This window comes from Vibrio sp. YT-15, assembly GCF_033337445.1.
In the GTDB taxonomy this organism is placed as follows: domain Bacteria; phylum Pseudomonadota; class Gammaproteobacteria; order Enterobacterales; family Vibrionaceae; genus Vibrio; species Vibrio alginolyticus.
Genome location: NZ_JAWOQR010000002.1, coordinates 148,165 through 166,501, shown reverse-complemented (window position 1 = coordinate 166,501; position 18,337 = coordinate 148,165). Strand labels below are relative to the sequence as shown.

Genomic DNA, 18,337 nt, shown 5'->3' with positions numbered 1-18,337 from the left:
TAACTTTAAATCGCCTTATTAACCGTGTCTGTAATGAAGCTAAAGATTTCTGGATAGCGGTCATTCAGTGCCTCTGGCGCAAACAGCCATGCGACAAAGTGCTCCGCAAACCATTCAAACTCATTCTGCTCGGAATACTGTGTAATGCCATAAGCGACAGGTGCTGCAGGCGAACCGGCTTTAAAGTGGATTTGGTGGCCCATCTCATGCGCCCAGGTATTCACCACTCTTGCCGAGTCTCCATACATCGCTTTCACTATAGTAGACAAACTGTATTGCTGGCTTGTTGCACTCAAAACCATGGCGCGTTCCATGGCTTCTCTTAGTTGTTCTGCCGTGACTCGCTTTAGCGTATCTGTGCTTTTCGCTTTGACTACCACATGGTTCCAGTGCTTACTGGTAAATCCATTGGTACGTGTGGCATTGCGATGAAAGAAGTTCAGGATTGGCGCTCTTTGCCCCGACTGCAGATACTCTTCAATCGGTTCGACGAGTGCCCGGCCTTTCGCCTTTCCAGATAGTTCGCTCTGTTTGAGTACCAGGGTTTTCACTTCATGCTTGTTCAGGAACTCAGTAAAGGCTGTTAGCTGTGGGCTTGCTGTTTGCTCCAGAACGCGGCTGATTTCCGAAGCATTAACACCTTTAATCGTAGAAAAAGCACTTTCGACCGCTCGCGTTGGCAATCGCTCTTCCAGAGGTGGCTTAGCCTGAACGAGCATTTTGGTCTTCTCGGTTAACTCTGCGCTGGACTTGGGTGTGTAGTCAAAACCTGGATCTACACCTTTCGGTACTCGGTGCACTTCGCCAGTTACCTTATCCACCCAATCATAATGCTCAATCTTTGGTGCCTGGCTTACTTCAAGGCCAAGACGCTCCAAAGTTCGCTTGCTGGCGGTGAGCTTTTTGCACTTACAACCAAAGCCGTTGATTGGTGTATGCGTCTTCCACCATGGGTCGTCCAGTAGCAGCACCATGTTGTTCCAGGAAAGGTGATCGTGGCGCGGGTGCTCAGAACCGGAATGTTTATAGATGCCATACGGGCGTCGATGTTTAATTTGTTCGATTTGTTGCTCACGGCCAGCGGTGTAGCTTTGGCGAAGATTAGTTTCATAAATGACCTGGCTACGCCAATTCGCATGTCCGTTATGCTCCCAACCATGCTTGGCAACAATGTGTTTAAACTCGCTTTTAAACCAGTTTAAACTCTTGCCTTCACTAATGGCTTTATCGACCGCTGAGCGAAAATCTGCCAGTAAATCGTCCTTCATTGCACCAGCAACGATAAAGCTGCGGTCGTGAGCCTGCTTCCACATGTCAGCCCAACGCTCAGTGGGAACGTTGACCTTATTGCGAAAGTAGGCAATCTGCTCTTCGAATGGGAGCGAGCCGTAGTTAACTATCCCGACCATGCTTTTCTCTTACCCACTCATAAGTGCCAACAACCAAACCAAAAACCATTCCAATGACCAGCCCGATCACTCCACCAAACCCAGCGCCAAGCGTAAATACGTTTAACAAAGACTCGTCCATCACTTCCCATCCTCCACATCATTGATACCTGCCAGCTCTGCTGCAGCCATGGCCTGAGCCATAAGCTCACCCAACTCATCGATACTGATTTGCCCTTGCAACCCGAGGATGTCGTCGCGCAGCTGCTTGAGCGAAGTGGCGTTTTCGACTAGATCACGCACCGGCTCAATCATGCCTTCCAATAACGTTGCGGACTGGCTGTGCAGATTGACGAGCTGGTCATCGACCACATCTTTATCTGACTGAGCTTTGAGCGCGGCCTGATTAGCGACCTTGCCAGGAGCATTTGGCTCTGGTGGTGTTGATGCAGATGAACTCAGTACTGCTTCGCCATCTTTCGCCATCGGGATTTGGGTTTTATCGTGTGCCCACTGCAGAGGAATTCGCATACCAAGACCAACCAAGCCAGGCAACGAATCAGATAGATGCTTCAAATCTTCCGCTTCGGTCAGGTCAAACTCGAAGCGAGGCGTTCGGCGATGGTGCTGATAGCTCTTACCGTTTAGCGCATAAAGTGGATACACCACATCACGAGTCAACGTGGCCGCGAGTCTGGTTAAATCAAAGTCGCGGATCTCTTCTCTTACTTCGTTGTGCACATTACCCAGCGCATTGGTGCTGCTCTTGCCATCGGCCTGAGAGGTCAACGTGCCGCCTAGAATCGCTTTAGATTGCGATTTCTCACACCAACTTATCATTGCCATAAACGGATCAGATTGCCCATCTGCCGCGTTTTGGAAATCAATATCCATGCCTTTAGGAATGATGCCACCAGCGTTATGGCCAATGCTCATGACCGCACGCATTAACGTCATCTTTTCTTGCTCGGTCGCACCCTCTGGGTATTTACCCAGACGGATTGGTAAACCATAAATCTCCAGGAACTCAGCCAAGTCGCGCACACTGTAATTCTTAAACAAGAACGGCCATGCCAACACACGCACTAAGCCACGACGCGTGAGATAACCGGATTTCGCTTTAGCGGTATGGCGTATCCAGCCAAACGGCTGCAGCTCAGCCCCTTCATGGCTGCCATCACGTAAACGCAATTGGTTACGGTCGTCAGGGTGCGTTTTGAACCAGGAAGGATCGCGATGATGCACGTTTTGGATATAGTGCACCCCACCCTCATATTCCCAATCCAGCTCAACATTGGAAAAGCTTTTTAAGGTCGCGTCACTCAAATCAAAAATGGCATCGTCCAGCCAGGTTGCATCTTCCAATACTTCCTGAACCATTTCGGCATCGGCTTTCTCTTGTGCTGTGGCGTTACGTGGTGGTTTGATGTTCCAGTCCATGCCCTGCAGCGCCATACGACGTTTGCCTAACTCACTTTGAATATGAGCGTCTTTCTCTTCCATATCTTCGGCAAGTTCACACTGCGCTTTTAAATCACCCTGCTCAGCATCGCGCATTAGTCGAGCCAATTTAGCCGGTGTTAAACCAGAGGATGGGTGGTCAGCAAATTCTCGATGCAAGGTTGCCAACTTTGCGTCTGTTTTGGTTTGTGGCTCATCAAGCACATCCATCTCAATCGGACGGCCCCATAAGTCCACGATATTTGATTGTCGTTTAGCCATAAGTATTCCTTGCCTGTTTGCTACCAGGCACCACGCTCAAAGGCATGGTAGTCGTCATAATCATCGTCGTTAGAATTGGGAATGGGAGTGAATTCAATGGCGCTGCCTTCCATCCAGCTGGCGCGAACGGCCATGGCAAGCGCAACCGCAAAGTCACCGTGACGCTGCTTACCGTCCTGGCCTTTGGTTTTGCCTTTGTCGATTTTCGGCACCCCGTTCACCACCTGGATATGGCAAAGGTCTCCTTTGACATCTTCATTACGTGGCAGCTCTAAGTTTTGACTCTCGAATTCCGCTTTCAGTTTTGGCATCCACTCTCGATACCAAGGGTCATTGAGTGATACCTGGTCAATCATCTCCGTCCCGTAGCGAAGTGCCGCTGCTTCTGCCAAATAGCCACCGTTACCCGTCGCATCGTAGGCCATACCACGCTTACGAGGCAGACGATCCAACAGATAGAACATCACCTGACGCTGAGCGTCATAGGTCATGTTGCGCAGCTCAACATAGAAAGGGACGTATTTGGTCAGGTCACGACGCTCACCCAGTGGCACAAAAATCGAAAGGTCACCACGGCGTGCAAAGTCTTCCCCAAACGAGAAACGATGCTGGGGATTGAGCTTGTCCAGTTCTGGCTGTAAGACGGTTTCACACCAATGCTGCACAAATAGATTTCGAGCACTCTCCGGCCACTCCATGAAGTTCTTGGGCGCTTCAATCTCAAGGCACGCTGCTCCGCTTTTCATTGCAGCATCGATAAGAACGATAGGCACGTACTGCCCACTGGAGGCTTTCGGCACACAGTAATACTCTTCGAGCGCATCATCTTCAGTGGCAGTATCTTTGAGTAGGTTTGCTTTCCACTCGTCTTCTTTTTCTTGGGTCCACTCGACTTTTTGAATCTGACAAATACGCTGATACAAGCCTTCCGCACAGGCGTCATCGAGCGTAATGGTGTGCACGCTATAACGCTTTTTCCCAGCGCGACTTTCTTGGATAAGCTGGTTGAATAAGTTATCGACACCATTATGGGTGGAGATTAAGCGGACTTTTGCGCCCCACATGGTCAGAGCCAGTGCGGCTTTCAACACTTCAGCTAAGCGATCATGAAACGCTGCCTCATCGATGATAACCGTGCCCTGCATACCGCGCAGGTTGGATGGGTTACTTGATAGCGCCTGAACTTTAAAGCCCGATTCGAAATAGATGACAAAGGTAAGGATGTCTTTATCTTCATCATTCAGAACATCTTCCTGCACTTCGCCTGCGGCTTTATCGAACATCTTGGCCCACATGGCGACGGCATCGATGAACTCACGCGCCATCTCTTTGTTCGAGCCAACGTAAAAGACGTTAGAGCCACCATCGGTCTTGCTTGTGCCTGCCGTTAATGCCGAGTCTGCCGCTTCCGCAAAAGTTAAACCGGTACGGCGTGACTTCTCCGCAATCTTGAGCACTGAGTCATCTTGAATCCAACGCTTTTGGTAACCGAGTAGCAACTCATCTGGATCAAACTCTATCAGCATCCCTTTGGTTGCTTCGTTGAGTTCTGGCAGGTTGGCAATGGTCATTATTCAATCCCCAGCAGTTCTGCTTTAAGCATCTTAACGGTATCGCTTGTCATGCCTGCTTTCTTCGCAACCGCTTCAGCTTTGTCGGCAGCTTCAGTAAAGGCTTGTTTACGGATCTCCTGCTCTAACTTCACGCTGCCCGTTTGAGCTTCTTGCAGACGCTTAATCGCGAGAGCCAGCTGCCCCATGGTTTTAGGATCGATAGGTTTATTTTCCTCAAGCTTGTCCATCTGGAATTCAAAGATGTGTGACTTGCCGATCTCAATCAAAGCGCGTGAAATATCGGTTTGTGGCATCTCACCAAACTGACCTACCCACTGCTTGGTTAGCTCTTGCGCCTGGGCGTAACGCTCCATCCCTTTGCGAAAGGACTGGGCATAGCGGCTCATCGCATTGCGCTTGATGTACTCAGGGTCTTCGGATAATCCTTTCTGGTCGATTTCATCATTAATCAGCGTACGGATACGCTCCTGACTCATTCGGCCATCACGCAACAGCATGTTTAACTGGCTTTTAAGTTCATCCGGCAATTGGTCAATTTTACTGACGCGGTGCTTAGTGTGTTTCTTTGAATCGGTCATAAAGCCCTCTTAAACGACGAGTAAACGATGACAACGCCGGGCGAATAATCGGGCGACAACGGATGTAATAACGAAACTTCGCGTATTGGAACGCGCTATAAGACGCCACCCACAACAAGTAAATCTTCATTGGTTCTGACATAGACTCACCTGCTTTTTATGGGCTTGGACGTTTCACACCAGGATGAACCGCTTGCCCTGTGGCAATATCAATCCCACGTTGTTTAATCGTGGCGACTAAGGTGCCATTGATGTCTTTGGTTGAGATCAAGCCCTGCTCTTCGAGCCAGTAGATTTCGGCGCGAACGGTATCACGACTGACTAGGTGACCATACGCATCTAAGCTGTGGTCGAGCACACTGTCATTAGCGGTGTAGCCCACTGATTCATTGAGAATACGCAGCATCACCAACCGTCGGTCTTGCTGCAGAAGTTCAACCATTGCCATTGTTTCTTTCCTTTAGTTCGTTTTCGAGTAGCAACTGAGCCAGATGGTTAACGGGTTTAAGCTCGGCCCTTAGTTCTCGGATTTCAGCCTTTGCATCAGAGAGCTCGATGCGCAGCTGGGTTACTTCTTCATGACCAGGTAAGGCATCCACTTTCGCGTGCATGGCTGTCATTTCCTGCCTGACGGCAATCAGGTCTTCGGTTTTGGCGTAAGTTTTTTTGAGCACAAACACCACGATGATCCAGCCAAGCGTGATGCCGCTCATCACCCAAGGGGTAAAGGTTCGGATTAGCTCCAACGATTCAGGCTTCACGGTGCCTCCATTTCAGCCAGGCAATCCACGCAGTGCGTCGCGTCTGGCTTAATCGCTAATCGCGCTTTTGGGATTGGCTCCAGGCATTCAGAGCAAATCACAACATCAGCAATTTTCTTCTGAATGCCCTGACCACGTTGCGTTCTCGCGCTCTTGATACACCGCTCCAACTCGCTGTGTTGCTTCTCGACCGACTTGTCGATCCAATCGCTCATTGAGTCAGTCCTTTATCTTTCTCACGGTGACGTAAGCCCATGTAAGTCACAGCTAAGCCAAGAAGTAACGAGGCAACGGTTAAATCAGGTGCTGGAGTCGTGATCAGGTAATAGCTCGCTGAGCCACAACTGACGAGTGCCATTAGTGGACGCGACCAACGTACGACTTTGTCTGTCGCCGTGTCGCCCTTTCGAATGGTGTCTTGGGTTTCATGGTGGTCAGCTTGGCGGTCTTGTGCTGCGATTTTGGCGCGTTCGGTGAGCTCTTTTTCAAGACGAACACGAAGCGTTTCTAACTCTAGCTTTTGTTCTGGTGGCAACGCTTCAAGACAATGGTTCACTGCTGCTTGTTTGGCGTCTGTCGTTGTCAGCTCTCGATGAGCAACTTCCACAGCATCCGCAACTTTATCTGCAGCGTTGTTGCCCCCAAGCAACGCAGAAATACCACGAATGGCTGCTGGGCCGACCTGTAACGCCAGTGCAGCTATTGTTGAAAGTGACATGAGCGTATCTCCCTGAGTTTCTCTAACGGGCTTGACGAAGTTGGTGCTTTCACCAGGCCCAAATGGATGTGAATGTCGGCTGGCGTAATACTCTTCCAGCCGCGATTAAAATAGGATTGCAGGGTGGCATCGTGACTATGTAACGGTGGACGTGATGGCACAGCAGCATTGTTGTGTTGAGCTTGCTCTTCAGCCTCTAGCCGTTTTTCTCGCCCACGTTGATATGACCAATCCCAGTTGCGCCCCATGTTGCACCTACGACTTGATGATTAGCTTGGCTGGCTTGCCACCCAGCTGGTGCATGAGGTGATTAAAGGCTGAACGAGAATCGAGTACTGCCCACTGATTACGGCCTTGTTTGTCTTTAAGGACTCCGAAATCAAACCCCACACCGATACAGCCCTGCAGTTGGTCAACTCGGTTCGCCACATGGATAAGAATGTGAGTGCGCTGCGATGGCCCCCAGATAGTGACGCCTTGCTCTTCGCCATCAAGGGCGTAGCATTTGCCGAACTTAGGACTCTGGTGAGGCACCAGGTCGTAGTGACCATCAGGAACGCAAGAAATCATGGGCGCGTTGTCCTTCCACGGGCGCTCGATGGTTTTGCAGATTTCATTGCCGAATTCATCACACAGCACACCAAAGGTGCCGTGTTCAAAACCTCGACGGTGAAGAACTAAAGTTTGTAGGCTTTCAGGCATGCTCATATCCTCACGAATTGCATAGATTCCGTTGATTGTTATGAACATTTTGATTTGGGTTGGTGGGGAGCAGGAATTCACCCGCAACAATGGAGAGTTGAAAAAAGATCAGGTAAAAAAACGCCCCCAGAGTTGGAGGCGTTGGTTATTCAAATAGGCTGAATTGACGGCGCTGGATTTCTACTTGTCTCATCCTGGCAATGATTTCGTAGATGGTTTTGCTGGTCAGGTGGTGACGTTTGGCTAACTGCGGAACGTTACGGCCATTGAACTCGTTGAAAATCTCCATATCGCGGATTTGCTGCTTGAGTTTGTCACCGCGTGGCAAGTACACCTGCATGCCGCCCATGTACTCGCCAATGCTCATCACCACTTTTAACGGTAAGTCAGGAGTTTCGATACCGGCTTGCTTTAGCTCGTTGGCCACAACACCATGCAGTTCCAAAAGCATTGCAGGCCAAGCTGCACTGCCTTCTGGTAAATCACCAATATGGTCTAGCACCTTGCTATCGATTTCTTCGTCACTAAACATTTCTCGCTGAGCCATCTTCACACCCTCCCACTTCATATGGGAAGTATGAAACAGTGAAAATGATCCTCAAGAGGAAGTTACCTGCGAAAAGATCGTCACAGGTTCCAAGAATCCTTACCTTTTTCGTCCTTCTTGTCCTCAATAAGTTTTAGTTCAGACTTGTCTTGTAGTTGACGATAAGACTCATTGAGCATTGCGACTGACTGTTCATTAAAATCATTATCGTTACTCGCTAGACAGTGCATTGTTCCACCACTAGCATTGAATTTATAAACTTCTTTAATTGAACGCGCCAAATCATTTTTAGCCTGAGGCACCTTAATTAGCTGTTCATTTTCTAAATGCTCAATTACTTTCTCGACGATTTTCTGCTCCTCTTCCTCAATATTTCTTTCAGCCTCTTCAACAAATTGAGCATAAGTTTCATCCGAAACCGCGTTTCTCAGTTCTCTTGCTTGTGTAAGCTTCATCGTTAAATCTGTGATGGAAATAGCCAAGTCAGTAAATGACTTCAAAGCTTCAAAAAGAACCTTCATAGCTGCCGCACCTACGATAAGATCGACAATAAAAGAGCCTCTATCCGCGTTTACAACCTCAAAGGTTTCTGGCGCTTCTCCTACAGACATCGAGAAACCCCTCGCGATCATATTCCAGCTCTTAGCCCAAGTATTAAACTCTACTAGGTTGTTTATAGATGCTTCATTATGGAAAGTGATCCGGGTTAAAACCTTTCCTTCTGGAACCTCGATCGGCAACAACGTCTTGCCCTCAATTACTACAGGCAGTTGAGTGTTAATTTGAGTAAACGCAGCATTAGCTTTTTGTAATATTTTGAGATAACTATCTAAGGTTGTAAGAACGTAATTGGGATCGTCTTCGGCCATCGAAAACAAAAGCTCAAAATGACTAAATGCATTCTCTGTCACTATTGAACTCAAGTTGAGATGGTTTAGGCAACGCCTTTGATTTGATGTCAGGCCACTATAATCGATTTGCTCTAGCAAACCTTTCAATTCGGAAAGCCTTGTTTGTATGTGTGGTTTATACGACTTCGAATTTTTTTGCGCTTGTATATTTTTAGTAACGGTAACTACGTTGGACAGAGTAGCATTCAAGTTCAAACTACTCACGTTTTCCAAATACCACTTCGACAAAGTATATAATTCATCAATTTGCATATTTTGTTCAATCTCCATGTAGCTCTTCCAGTAGACATACCAAGTACTCAAGAGCTAATCACTAATTTACTAAACTCTAATCCCACAACTCTTCAACGCAGTAGATAAGGATTCATCCAACTCATACTTTCCGGTTGTGCCTGAATTTGTCACACCTTCAGAACGGTAAATTAGTGTCTTACCTTGCAGCATTTCATTGAGAATTGCTCTCGCTTTGTCACCAGTCGTCGCGGTATAGGGCTGCAACATTTGGTTAGTTGTCTGTTTTGAGGTTTCGATAGCGGACTTAACAATTTGTTGTTGGTCTTCAGGCAGGTTTTCGTAGTAACTGTTCATCGCTGAAAAGTCGATGCTCTTGTCTACTGGCGTCTCTGCATTGGTGATTGTCCAAGCTTTGTTGCTATCAATTCGCAGCTGTACAGTGCCAACCGGAACTTGGTATTTACCGCCGCTCATAACACCAACTCGCAGTTCTCCACCCACTTGCTCAACAAATGGATACAGCTTGCCAACCTCAGAGTAAACACTATTGCCTGTATAGACAGAGCCTACTGTCACTTTACAGCGAGATTCATCGGTAAACTCGTCAACTGAACTATCTGCGACCCAATGGACACTTGGCGAAGTTGCACAGGCAGATAAGAATACAGGCAAAAGTAATATTGACTTTTTCATTAAAACACATCCATTTGAATAGTAACCAAATGCATAGTAACTGATTTGAGCGTCACAATAGAACGCGCTCCAAGAAAACAAGAATTCAACCACAAAAAAAACCACTCCGAAGAGTGGCTTGGATAAGAGATAGGTGCATATTTATTTTAAATTCGTTTAGAAGTGGTCGTAAAAAAGCCCTCATTCGAGGGCCAATATTTAGTTTGGAAAGTTTCTAATAAGCCGATACGTAATCTTGGTATTGTCTGCTTCCAAAACATCAATCAAAGCACCCTTATAACCAATTTGATTCGACTCACTTAGGTCATACTCGGCTTCATTATTAAAAGCTGGTCTTGCCATATCATTGGAAAACTCACGGTAACTAATATTGATTTTATTTCCTACCTTACCGCTGTATATCAAAGTCTGTTGGAAGCTGTCATGAAATTCTGACAGCTTCTTAGTGATAGAGAACTTCCCATAAGCATCGTCTGCACAAGCCTTAGCACCAAAAATGGTGACAAAACAAACCTCATTTTGTTGATTATTTTCTACAGCGATGCCCTGTATAGGGTCCGCTAATGCAGCTTTGATCACTCCAACAGGTGAGAAAAACTGTTGCTTGCTATCATATCCGAGCTGCTTGTAGTCACCCTCGGGTATATCATACGAGAAACTTTCAATCATGCTTGTAACGCGTAACACGCTCATTTCAGCCATTGTGCCTTTACTTACCAAATGGTCTCCGACATAAGCAGTTTTAACTTCACCAACAGATGGATAGTCAACTTTAGTGATCGAGTTTGCTGGCGAACCATTGTATTGAACAGATGTACAGCCACCCAACGCAGCTAACGACAACCCTACTAAAAGTAATTTATTATTAAACATATAGTTCCTTTATTTTTAGTCCCACTGAACGGCATATAGTATACGCCCCTGATTGCATTTTAAAATGAACGTTGTCTCATAATAAAAAACCACTCCGAAGAGTGGTTTGGATAAAGGTAGGTGCATTTCTAAGGTTGCCAGCCAAGCTCTTTCAACCGACTCGCAATAGAGCTTTCTTTGCCTAATGGGTCTTGTCCCGCCTTGAGCATGCGTTCAGCCTGTTCAAAGTACCAGGCAGAGCCATCGTCATTTGGTTGACTCACTTGCGGCCCAGCTTGCTTGCCATCTGGAGAGCCACCTAATCGAGTCGCTGCAGACTGATAGACCTGCTTTAAGTAGTTGTGGTTTGCTAAGGGTTTTGAATCGCTATAGCTAGAACGTTTTTCATGAATCTTACTGACTGTTTCCGCTAAGGCTGAAGCCAAGACATGATCGGCTCGGTACTTTTCCAATACTTCTCGCAGCAGCTTCACCGCTCGCGCATTGGATAAATCCTGCTTGGCCGGACGGAACAGGCCCAAATAGCTCAACATTGGTTTGGCGACAAAATCTGGCAACTTTGCCACCTCTCCCAAAAGCTCTCGACCTGCATCATCCTGAACCAGCGCTTCTAAGTGCAGGTTGGCATGACAAACAGGACATCTCGATAACTTCATTCAACCTCCCCTGTACCTAATGATTTTATTCTTTTGGCCCTTGGTAATGGTGTGTTTCGCCAATCTCCACAATGCCGTTCAAGGTAAGCTATCGCCTCTTCCTCTGTTTTACTGCCATGGGTTCGCACGTGCTTAATAAGCTCCTTGGCCTTGCGATTCAAATTGCTCACTCGGCCTCCTTACGTAAATTCAGCATCCAGTTGTAATGCTCGGCAATAGCGTCATAACCCATGGGTTTATTGGTGCGCTCATTCCACGGTACGGTCCAACCCTTGTCTTTCATCTCGTCAATCATGACTCGACGGTGCCAGCGTTTAAGCGCTTCTAGCACCTGTGAGGCTTGGTCTTCATCACACCAGGCAATGCAGTCCACTTTGTCTTTTTGATTTTTGAGGATGCGCTGAGTGTATTTATCCAGTGCACTCTCAGAACGGTCACGTACAAAGCCATGGATAGCCATCAAGATCCAAATGGCACGGCACTTATCAATAATGGTGTTTTTCGACTTGCCCGACTTAGGGCTTAAACGGCGTTTAAATGGCTTTTTACTGCTGTTTACCTTGCGTTTAAATCCTTTGACCTCTAATGCCGAAAGCACTTGTTCAAGCTCTTTGATGTTCATTTTGCTGCAAGAGGTTTTGTTCGTTTCACTTTCCAACAGCAGACGATAAACATCATCTTCCAGAACCAGCTCGCGTTTGGCAACATGGATGATTTGGATAAGGCGGTTACGGTTAACCATTGCATTCCGCCTCCACTTTCAACTTACAGCTTGGGCAGTAACTAAACCCTGTATCCCAATCAAAGTCCCAACCGTTACCAGTTTCTGCCTTTTCAACTTCGATCACACCATCGTCGGGATGTTCTAAACGGAGGTCTAGCTCTTCATGACACCCGTTAGCGTCACATACTAACTTTGCTTCAAACATAATATTTCCTGAATTTTGGGTAAAAAAATCCCCGCGATAGCGGGGATATACATCTGTTGGCTACCGTTCTAAGTGCTCTATGGCATCACTGGTTGGGGCGGACCATCGCCCTTGCACCCATCTCAGGGCGGCTATCACGCCGTCTTCGTAGGTATCATCGTGGTATCCCGTTCCTTCGATTTCAATCAGCGTCTGCGCTAGATCGATTTCTTTCTCGACGGCCTCTTGGTCATGGGGGCTGGTAAACTGTGTCATGCTGCCTCCTTCTCGTAACGCCAAGCCCACTTCTCACAAAACTGAGAGCGGCTTTCTGCCCAGTGACGGTTCTCTGGTTTAACTGCGTAGTTTGCTGCTACCTGCCAGGCAAAAGCGGCATCTTTGAGGTAGCCGACCTGTTCTAAACTGGCCGCATGCTCGGCATAGTCTGGATAATTGCTTTTTTCCTTTGCCATCTTTTCCTTCCTTAGAGCTTTGAGATATCGAGAGGGAACTGCTTGTACTGGCCGTTTTCCTGACGCTCATAAATACGCAGGTAAGCACTGGTTCCCGTGACTTGTACTGAATCAGCAATCGCTTCCATTGCTTCCATCCAGTCAGGCTCATCGATATTGAGTGAGCGCAATGAAAGCACTGAATTCAAATCAATGTGGCCTTGCTTATTGACTCGGAACGCATGCTCCACCAGCGCTTTAATGTGGTCATTCGCACCTTCTGACCAACGGCTGATACAGCTATCAATCTTGCTCTTCGCCACTTGAATACGTTCATCGAATACGCGGTGCTCACCCACAGCACGCATCAACTTGTACTTGCCATCAAACGACAGCAATGAAACGTTGCCTTTGGTGCCGCCGTACTTCACGTCGTATTCCTCTGCCGAAAGGTCAACAAAATCACGAATCTGGCTCATTGCCATGGCTTTGAATTCAGCTAAAGCTTGTTGAGCGGCCTTGGCTTTCTCCACGATTTCCGTGACCAAATCATCACGTAACTTATCGATATCTTTAACCTGAGATTCAGGTACTAAGGTTCCATTGGCTTTTAGGCGATAGCCTTCTGGTACTGCTACTTCTGACATTTAGTAATTCCTTGTGGTTTCGCGCATTCAGGAAGCGCAAGTAAGACTCTTTTGGTGAGCTTTTCAGCCAGTTGGTTAATGCCGCTGCAATCACCTTCGTTGGTGAGAACCGCGTAACGCACCTTGTTGTTTTCTGTATCCAGCGATACATCGATAACCACTTGGGCACTTAATGCAGTCGACATGGCAGGTCTCCTTGCTTCCAGTTCACGGTACAACCGTCAACCTGCAGTGTGTAAACCGTGGAATAAACGCCCTTTAAAAACTGTTTAATCTCGACGGCTTTAGCTTTCATTTCAGGCGTTGGCTGTTCGATATTAATAATCACGCCGCGTGGTGTTTTCATTGCTACTACTACTTTGCAACCGTAATGGCGAAGCTTCTTTATAACGTGGGAAGCCTGTCTTTCTTGGTTGCTGATTGTGTTCGTTGTAATGGTCATAAATCACCTTCCTTGTGAACCAGTTTCCTCCTTTATATAGGAGGAAGCTGATTCACTTCGGTTATTGCTTTGGCTATTTTTTATACTTCGATGCCCAAAGTAACTGGTTGTATTTGGCGGCAAGCTTTATTAACTCCGCCTCCAGCAATTCGTTTAATCGAAGTGAGTTGCCTTTTGCTTCTCTCTTTAAAAACGCCAATTGGTTATCTAGGTTGTAGATGTCGCTTTCTTCCGAAACTACGCTGATAGCTTTAGTGTTGGTGGTTTGCTCCAATTTCGAATGAGGACAACCTGAACGACAAGCCTTGTACAACCGCACTCGCTCCCTGTTGGACGAAGAAAACGGGCGCTGCTGATTATCTGCACATTCGTGTATTGGGATGTCACCTTTGACAGGACAAGTCACTGTCCTTGTCAGGTACATACCCTCAACTTTGATTCGGATATCCTCCACAGAACCTGGATAAACACCTCGAAGCGTTTGGCTGAGTTTAGATGTGCTGATGCCCAGCTCCTTCGCAACTTTGTTCTGAGAGTTACCAGGCTTTTCTATCTCTGCTTTTAACGCATCCAACCAAGTTTTTTCACTCATCAGGTTTCCTCCTGAAAAGGAAAGAAGCGCCCTTTAATCAGCACTCCATCGGCCGTAATTTCTGGACATGCGCTACTCAAGTTAGCGTTCAAGCGGTAAAGCTCTCCGTCTGGGCCATTAACCTTGCGGATGATCTTCGCTTTCATCAACGGACGTAAAAAATTGCGTCCTGTTGATAGAGCAGCTGAAGAAGTCGCGCATAAGTCATGAAGAGAAAAAACTTTGAGTACTCGACATGAATTCCATAACCGTTGATTTACTTTGGGGCGATTCGGTCTTTTCTTTTTTAAGAACCGATTAGGAATTGGGCTAGGATCGACAACGCGATATCGATTCTTTAAAAGGCTTGGCCCTTTATCCACTAACTCCACTCGCCCTAACTCAACTAGCATTGAAATAAGGCTCTTGGTTCTTGAATTGTTTAACTCTACTGCCTGCACTATCTGCATCCCGGTGAACTCTTTGCCGCCGAGCTGCTTGATATACGACCAAGCAAGCTGTCGCTCTGTCATAACACCCTCGCTAAACTCTCATTCCGTGGAAAGGCTGATCGCCCCACGCATCGAGCGTGACAAGATCGAGGTCATTAGCGACTGCTAGAGATTCAATTTTTTGCAGACCAATAGTGATTCGACGTAGCTCACCACCAGTCGCCATGCGGAGGTGCTCTAATAAGTCATCCTCAACTTGAATATCATGCTCAAGCAGAGATTCAGCCATGGTTCTGACGTCACTAATGTCGGCAGGTTTGAACTCGACCCATTCAGAAATACGGTTGTAAAACTGTTTATGACTGCTAATACGACGTGCAATTTGGTCCATCCCGATGAGGATGATTGGCACCTCAGTGCCATCATATAAATCACGAATGGTTTCGAGCAGGCGCTTGTCATTCATCAAGTAATCCGCTTCATCAATGAACAAAGGGCGCTCATGCATACTCATCTGCTCAATGATGAAGTCCACATTTTTGCTGATGCGATGCATTGGCTGTGCGCCAAGTTCTTCAACAATTCGTTGCAGCAAGCTGCTTGTCGAATCATGCGCTCGGGTACTGACATAAATGCCATTGACCTGATTGTAGAGGTAGGTTGTTGTTGTGGTCTTTCCTAGCCCGCTGGGTCCATGCAGCAAACCGATACCAGGAACGCCATATGAGCGTTGTAACAACATCTCTAATGCGATCTGTGTAGCAAGAAGGTTTTTAACTGGTGCAACTACTGGTTTCATTGCTAAACTCCTTTATAGCACTTTTAAGTTTGAACTTTTACTGACGGTGTTTATATGGCGCATCATGCTTGGCGGCGGTGCGCCATAATATTTTCAATAGCCTTACGGCTGAATTTGTTCTCTGGGTTCTTCAAATACTTCGTTAAGAATTCCTCCTCTTTTTCAGTTAACTCACGTTCAAGAGATTGACTGGCAATGTATTTCGCCTTCTCATGAATGTTTCTGATTGCCATGCCTTTCTGTTCTCGAACCTGTTCTTCTTGTTGAATTAGGTGCTGCCTTGCTATCTCTAAGCGCTCCAGCTCATCTTCACTTCGAGAGGTGTCTTTGTGCTTCGCTTTGTTGGCTTTTGATAGTGCGCCTAATACTTGGTTGTCTACCGTTTCAGCTGGTAGATCCAACCCTGCCAGGTTGTTTTTGGCCTTATCAGCTGCCAGAGATTCAGCGTATTGAGTGTCAATGCCGAACTCACTTTGCAGGCGCTTAGCACTTTTTCGGAAATTGCTAATTTCTTTGTTGAACTTCTTACGAGCGGCTCTGAACTTCTCAGGTGAGATGCTCTTACCGACCAACTCATCGTTAACCGCTTCAACGTAAGTACCGATGTCTTCCAACGAGTAAAGGGTTGCGGAGCCAACATCAGATGGGTCCAAAAACACTCGTACTTTTTTGCGGTCCCAGTCTGGATTCATTAGCTCTGGAGCTGTGTACCTAACTGACTGTGCTTTCACTCCACCGCGTATTACGGTTGCTTCACCAACAAAGTTGAGTAGAAGGTCGATACTGTGCGGGTCTGACAGTTTTCTTGGCTTGTAGCCACTAGACACATAACGGTTAAATGGCGTATCACCTTTAAGCCCTTCGTGCGCCGTATGGTTGTATCGATGCTCCAGCCAATCGTTCATCACCTCCTCTAATTGAGCGGGTGTTAATGCCAACTCTAACGCTTCTTTTTGTAGCTTCTTCTTGCCTTCACCAATTCTCTGAGCAAAAGCTTTTGCTGCTTCAATCTGCTGTCTATCAGAGACACTGTGACCGATGTAACCAGGCAGTAACTCAAATAGAGCTCGGCTTAGCGTCCCGAAAAAGCGCTCGACATATGGCTTTTCCCAACCAGAGAACGGATTAGCTCTCGACTGATCCAAATCCAGCATCTGCATTACGGTACTAACTCGATTCGAGACGTAGTCAGAACCGTTATCGGTACGAGCTACACCACCAGGGTTAAGGATGCCCCAGTCGAGGATGCATTTACGCAGTAGCAAGCAAATGCCTTCTGACGATGAAGTAGGAGCAAGCAACAGTTTCACTCTGCGACTGTAGACATCGATCGCGGCAATAATGCTGTGCCTAACCAGCTTGCCATCCACGTTTAGTTGAACGTCTGTTGGCGTACTATCGAACTCCCAGCAATCGTTAGGAGCTGAAATCCATGGGTACATTTTCCCGTATAGAGGTCGATGCTTGTTGTTGTATGCGTCGGGGTTGGTCAAGTTGGTAAACTTCGCCCCATTACCCGCAAGCCACTTATCTCGCCAACGGCAAACAGAGCTGGCCGAGGGAATATTCCAATGCGGGAACGCAGACGACTTTTCCTTTAGCATTCTGTGCATCACATTTGGTCGCTTCGCTAAGTGAGGCTTGTTAGTAATCAGCGCAATTAGGTAATTCTGAATTTCTGGTTGTTGCTCGATAAGCCCTGATTTTTTATTGGACTCATACTTACCAGCTAAACGTGCAATACCTTCCTGCTCTAACTGCTTTTTCCAACGGCGCAACGTACTGAAACTGACTTGAGATACCTCTCTTAGAATCCAGTTATCCAGCTCAAGCAGCCCGCTGTTGTATGCATTAACAAACTCGTGCTCACCTGCAACTAAGTTGTTGGCCAGTTTGAATGGTTCCAGAAACATAGCTCTCAACTCTACAATCCGTGCTCTGGCGTTAGCTCGGTTCTGCTGAGCCTCAGGTAAGCTATTTAAGGCAATAGCCGACTTCATTCTCGCTTGACGAGTTGATGCAAAAGACTGCTTTTCACCACCTTCGAATAATGCAACGTCTTTTACGGCTTCTTGCGTGGCTTTATCAGACTTAGCCAACTTAGAAACCATCATTTTTTGCAGGTAAGATCTTGTTTCTAGTGGTAGTGAAGATATGTGATATTCACTGCCCTTACCCTTGGTACGCTTCTGAGATTTCCATAGCTCCTTCTGTGCTTTTGTTCTTACATTCCTATCGGTACTAGGTAACCCTGGCAGCCCAGCTAGCTCAGTTGGAGTAAACCATTCCTTATTCATGTGGACCTCCAACCAAATCTTGCCCAATCGTTTCAGACAGCTTTTTCATAATATCCATGTAAATTCTGCCCTTAATTTTCTTTTGGGATTCCGGTGCATGTATTTGAATACACTTCTGCACCGTCCTAGGCGAGTAACCCTGCTCGATAGCCCAACTGCGACAGCTATAACCTTTGCGGATTAAAGCTGCATGTATGTCTCTTGCAGTGACTATATCCATGCTTTCAGTTACACTCTTGTTCTCGTTCGCACTGCGAACTCTTAATTAAAACGAACCACAGTACGCACTGCGCACTGTGGTAATGATAATAGTGCGTACCGGAGTTAATTTCAACACCAAGGTACGCATCCGTTTCAATTAATGCGATCTTTAGCTATTAAAGAAATATATATCTTTGATTTGATTGGATAT

At 46.8% G+C, this 18,337-nt stretch carries 28 protein-coding genes; all 28 read right to left on the bottom strand.

From position 1 onward, the window contains the following. Positions 1-5 precede the first annotated feature (5 nt). The 28 genes from R7D93_RS04885 to R7D93_RS04750 all read right to left on the bottom strand — a co-directional run bounded on the left by R7D93_RS04885 (position 6) and on the right by R7D93_RS04750 (position 17,925). A complete protein-coding gene (locus tag R7D93_RS04885) occupies positions 6-1,409 on the bottom strand; it encodes a phage minor head protein (protein ID WP_140249217.1) in 1,404 nt (467 codons plus the stop codon). Continuing rightward, positions 1,393-1,530 carry a hypothetical protein gene (locus R7D93_RS04880; protein WP_180803836.1) on the bottom strand — a complete coding sequence of 46 codons (138 nt, stop codon included), beginning with the start codon at positions 1,528-1,530 and terminating at the stop codon, positions 1,393-1,395. Before R7D93_RS04880 ends, R7D93_RS04885 begins: the two co-directional genes overlap by 17 nt. After that, the gene (locus R7D93_RS04875; RefSeq protein ID WP_140249216.1) at positions 1,530-3,110 is read right to left on the bottom strand and encodes a DUF935 domain-containing protein; all 1,581 of its coding nucleotides are present in this window, start codon (positions 3,108-3,110) and stop codon (positions 1,530-1,532) included. Before R7D93_RS04875 ends, R7D93_RS04880 begins: the two co-directional genes overlap by 1 nt. Positions 3,111-3,130: 20 nt before the next feature. Further along, positions 3,131-4,681, bottom strand: a complete 1,551-nt coding sequence (locus tag R7D93_RS04870; RefSeq protein WP_140249215.1) for a terminase large subunit domain-containing protein — start codon at positions 4,679-4,681, stop codon at positions 3,131-3,133. After that, positions 4,681-5,262 (bottom strand): DUF3486 family protein, encoded by a 582-nt coding sequence (locus tag R7D93_RS04865; RefSeq protein ID WP_140249214.1) that lies wholly within the window; start codon positions 5,260-5,262, stop codon positions 4,681-4,683. Before R7D93_RS04865 ends, R7D93_RS04870 begins: the two co-directional genes overlap by 1 nt. After that, a complete protein-coding gene (locus R7D93_RS04860) occupies positions 5,237-5,404 on the bottom strand; it encodes a hypothetical protein (protein ID WP_180803835.1) in 168 nt (55 codons plus the stop codon). Before R7D93_RS04860 ends, R7D93_RS04865 begins: the two co-directional genes overlap by 26 nt. Positions 5,405-5,419: 15 nt before the next feature. Beyond that, complete coding sequence (locus R7D93_RS04855) at positions 5,420-5,710, bottom strand: ArsR family transcriptional regulator (RefSeq protein WP_140249213.1); 291 nt, start codon at positions 5,708-5,710, stop codon at positions 5,420-5,422. Then, on the bottom strand, positions 5,697-6,023 hold the full coding sequence (locus R7D93_RS04850) for a DUF2730 family protein (protein WP_081280737.1): 327 nt from the start codon (positions 6,021-6,023) through the stop codon (positions 5,697-5,699). Before R7D93_RS04850 ends, R7D93_RS04855 begins: the two co-directional genes overlap by 14 nt. Beyond that, positions 6,020-6,238, bottom strand: coding sequence for a TraR/DksA C4-type zinc finger protein (locus R7D93_RS04845; RefSeq protein WP_140249212.1), 219 nt, complete (start codon positions 6,236-6,238; stop codon positions 6,020-6,022). Before R7D93_RS04845 ends, R7D93_RS04850 begins: the two co-directional genes overlap by 4 nt. Further along, a complete protein-coding gene (locus R7D93_RS04840) occupies positions 6,235-6,741 on the bottom strand; it encodes a hypothetical protein (RefSeq protein WP_140249211.1) in 507 nt (168 codons plus the stop codon). Before R7D93_RS04840 ends, R7D93_RS04845 begins: the two co-directional genes overlap by 4 nt. Next, positions 6,723-6,989 (bottom strand): hypothetical protein, encoded by a 267-nt coding sequence (locus tag R7D93_RS04835; RefSeq protein ID WP_170890454.1) that lies wholly within the window; start codon positions 6,987-6,989, stop codon positions 6,723-6,725. The genes R7D93_RS04840 and R7D93_RS04835 overlap by 19 nt, the downstream gene beginning before the upstream one ends. A 7-nt stretch (positions 6,990-6,996) precedes the next feature. Next, complete coding sequence (locus R7D93_RS04830) at positions 6,997-7,443, bottom strand: DUF5675 family protein (protein WP_140249210.1); 447 nt, start codon at positions 7,441-7,443, stop codon at positions 6,997-6,999. 145 nt (positions 7,444-7,588) lie between these two features. Further along, positions 7,589-7,990, bottom strand: coding sequence for a Mor transcription activator family protein (locus R7D93_RS04825; protein WP_031831645.1), 402 nt, complete (start codon positions 7,988-7,990; stop codon positions 7,589-7,591). 80 nt (positions 7,991-8,070) lie between these two features. Then, entirely contained in the window at positions 8,071-9,171 is a 1,101-nt protein-coding gene (locus R7D93_RS04820) for a hypothetical protein (protein ID WP_140249209.1), read from the bottom strand. Positions 9,172-9,222: 51 nt separating this feature from the next. Beyond that, complete coding sequence (locus tag R7D93_RS04815) at positions 9,223-9,828, bottom strand: hypothetical protein (RefSeq protein WP_140249208.1); 606 nt, start codon at positions 9,826-9,828, stop codon at positions 9,223-9,225. Between the two features lie 198 nt (positions 9,829-10,026). Then, the gene (locus R7D93_RS04810; RefSeq protein WP_140249207.1) at positions 10,027-10,701 is read right to left on the bottom strand and encodes a hypothetical protein; all 675 of its coding nucleotides are present in this window, start codon (positions 10,699-10,701) and stop codon (positions 10,027-10,029) included. Between the two features lie 128 nt (positions 10,702-10,829). Beyond that, positions 10,830-11,357, bottom strand: coding sequence for a hypothetical protein (locus R7D93_RS04805; protein ID WP_140249206.1), 528 nt, complete (start codon positions 11,355-11,357; stop codon positions 10,830-10,832). Positions 11,358-11,523: 166 nt separating this feature from the next. Continuing rightward, complete coding sequence (locus R7D93_RS04800; protein ID WP_140249205.1) at positions 11,524-12,099, bottom strand: gp16 family protein; 576 nt, start codon at positions 12,097-12,099, stop codon at positions 11,524-11,526. Further along, entirely contained in the window at positions 12,092-12,286 is a 195-nt protein-coding gene (locus R7D93_RS04795; RefSeq protein ID WP_140249204.1) for a hypothetical protein, read from the bottom strand. The genes R7D93_RS04800 and R7D93_RS04795 overlap by 8 nt, the downstream gene beginning before the upstream one ends. 60 nt (positions 12,287-12,346) lie before the next feature. Next, a complete protein-coding gene (locus R7D93_RS04790) occupies positions 12,347-12,541 on the bottom strand; it encodes a hypothetical protein (RefSeq protein WP_140249203.1) in 195 nt (64 codons plus the stop codon). Beyond that, positions 12,538-12,738 (bottom strand): ANR family transcriptional regulator, encoded by a 201-nt coding sequence (locus R7D93_RS04785; RefSeq protein ID WP_140249202.1) that lies wholly within the window; start codon positions 12,736-12,738, stop codon positions 12,538-12,540. The genes R7D93_RS04790 and R7D93_RS04785 overlap by 4 nt, the downstream gene beginning before the upstream one ends. Positions 12,739-12,749: 11 nt before the next feature. Beyond that, on the bottom strand, positions 12,750-13,364 hold the full coding sequence (locus R7D93_RS04780; protein ID WP_140249201.1) for a DUF3164 family protein: 615 nt from the start codon (positions 13,362-13,364) through the stop codon (positions 12,750-12,752). Further along, positions 13,352-13,549 (bottom strand): hypothetical protein, encoded by a 198-nt coding sequence (locus tag R7D93_RS04775; protein WP_140249200.1) that lies wholly within the window; start codon positions 13,547-13,549, stop codon positions 13,352-13,354. Before R7D93_RS04775 ends, R7D93_RS04780 begins: the two co-directional genes overlap by 13 nt. Then, positions 13,534-13,806: a hypothetical protein gene (locus R7D93_RS04770; RefSeq protein ID WP_140249199.1), complete on the bottom strand. Its 273-nt coding sequence runs from the start codon at positions 13,804-13,806 to the stop codon at positions 13,534-13,536. The genes R7D93_RS04775 and R7D93_RS04770 overlap by 16 nt, the downstream gene beginning before the upstream one ends. A gap of 73 nt (positions 13,807-13,879) precedes the next feature. Continuing rightward, entirely contained in the window at positions 13,880-14,398 is a 519-nt protein-coding gene (locus tag R7D93_RS04765) for a helix-turn-helix domain-containing protein (RefSeq protein WP_180803834.1), read from the bottom strand. Then, positions 14,398-14,910, bottom strand: a complete 513-nt coding sequence (locus R7D93_RS04760) for a hypothetical protein (RefSeq protein ID WP_140249198.1) — start codon at positions 14,908-14,910, stop codon at positions 14,398-14,400. The genes R7D93_RS04765 and R7D93_RS04760 overlap by 1 nt, the downstream gene beginning before the upstream one ends. Before the next feature lie 10 nt (positions 14,911-14,920). Beyond that, entirely contained in the window at positions 14,921-15,628 is a 708-nt protein-coding gene (locus R7D93_RS04755; RefSeq protein WP_025636970.1) for an AAA family ATPase, read from the bottom strand. A gap of 62 nt (positions 15,629-15,690) precedes the next feature. Next, the gene (locus tag R7D93_RS04750; protein WP_140249197.1) at positions 15,691-17,925 is read right to left on the bottom strand and encodes a DNA-binding protein; all 2,235 of its coding nucleotides are present in this window, start codon (positions 17,923-17,925) and stop codon (positions 15,691-15,693) included. Positions 17,926-18,337 lie beyond the last annotated feature (412 nt).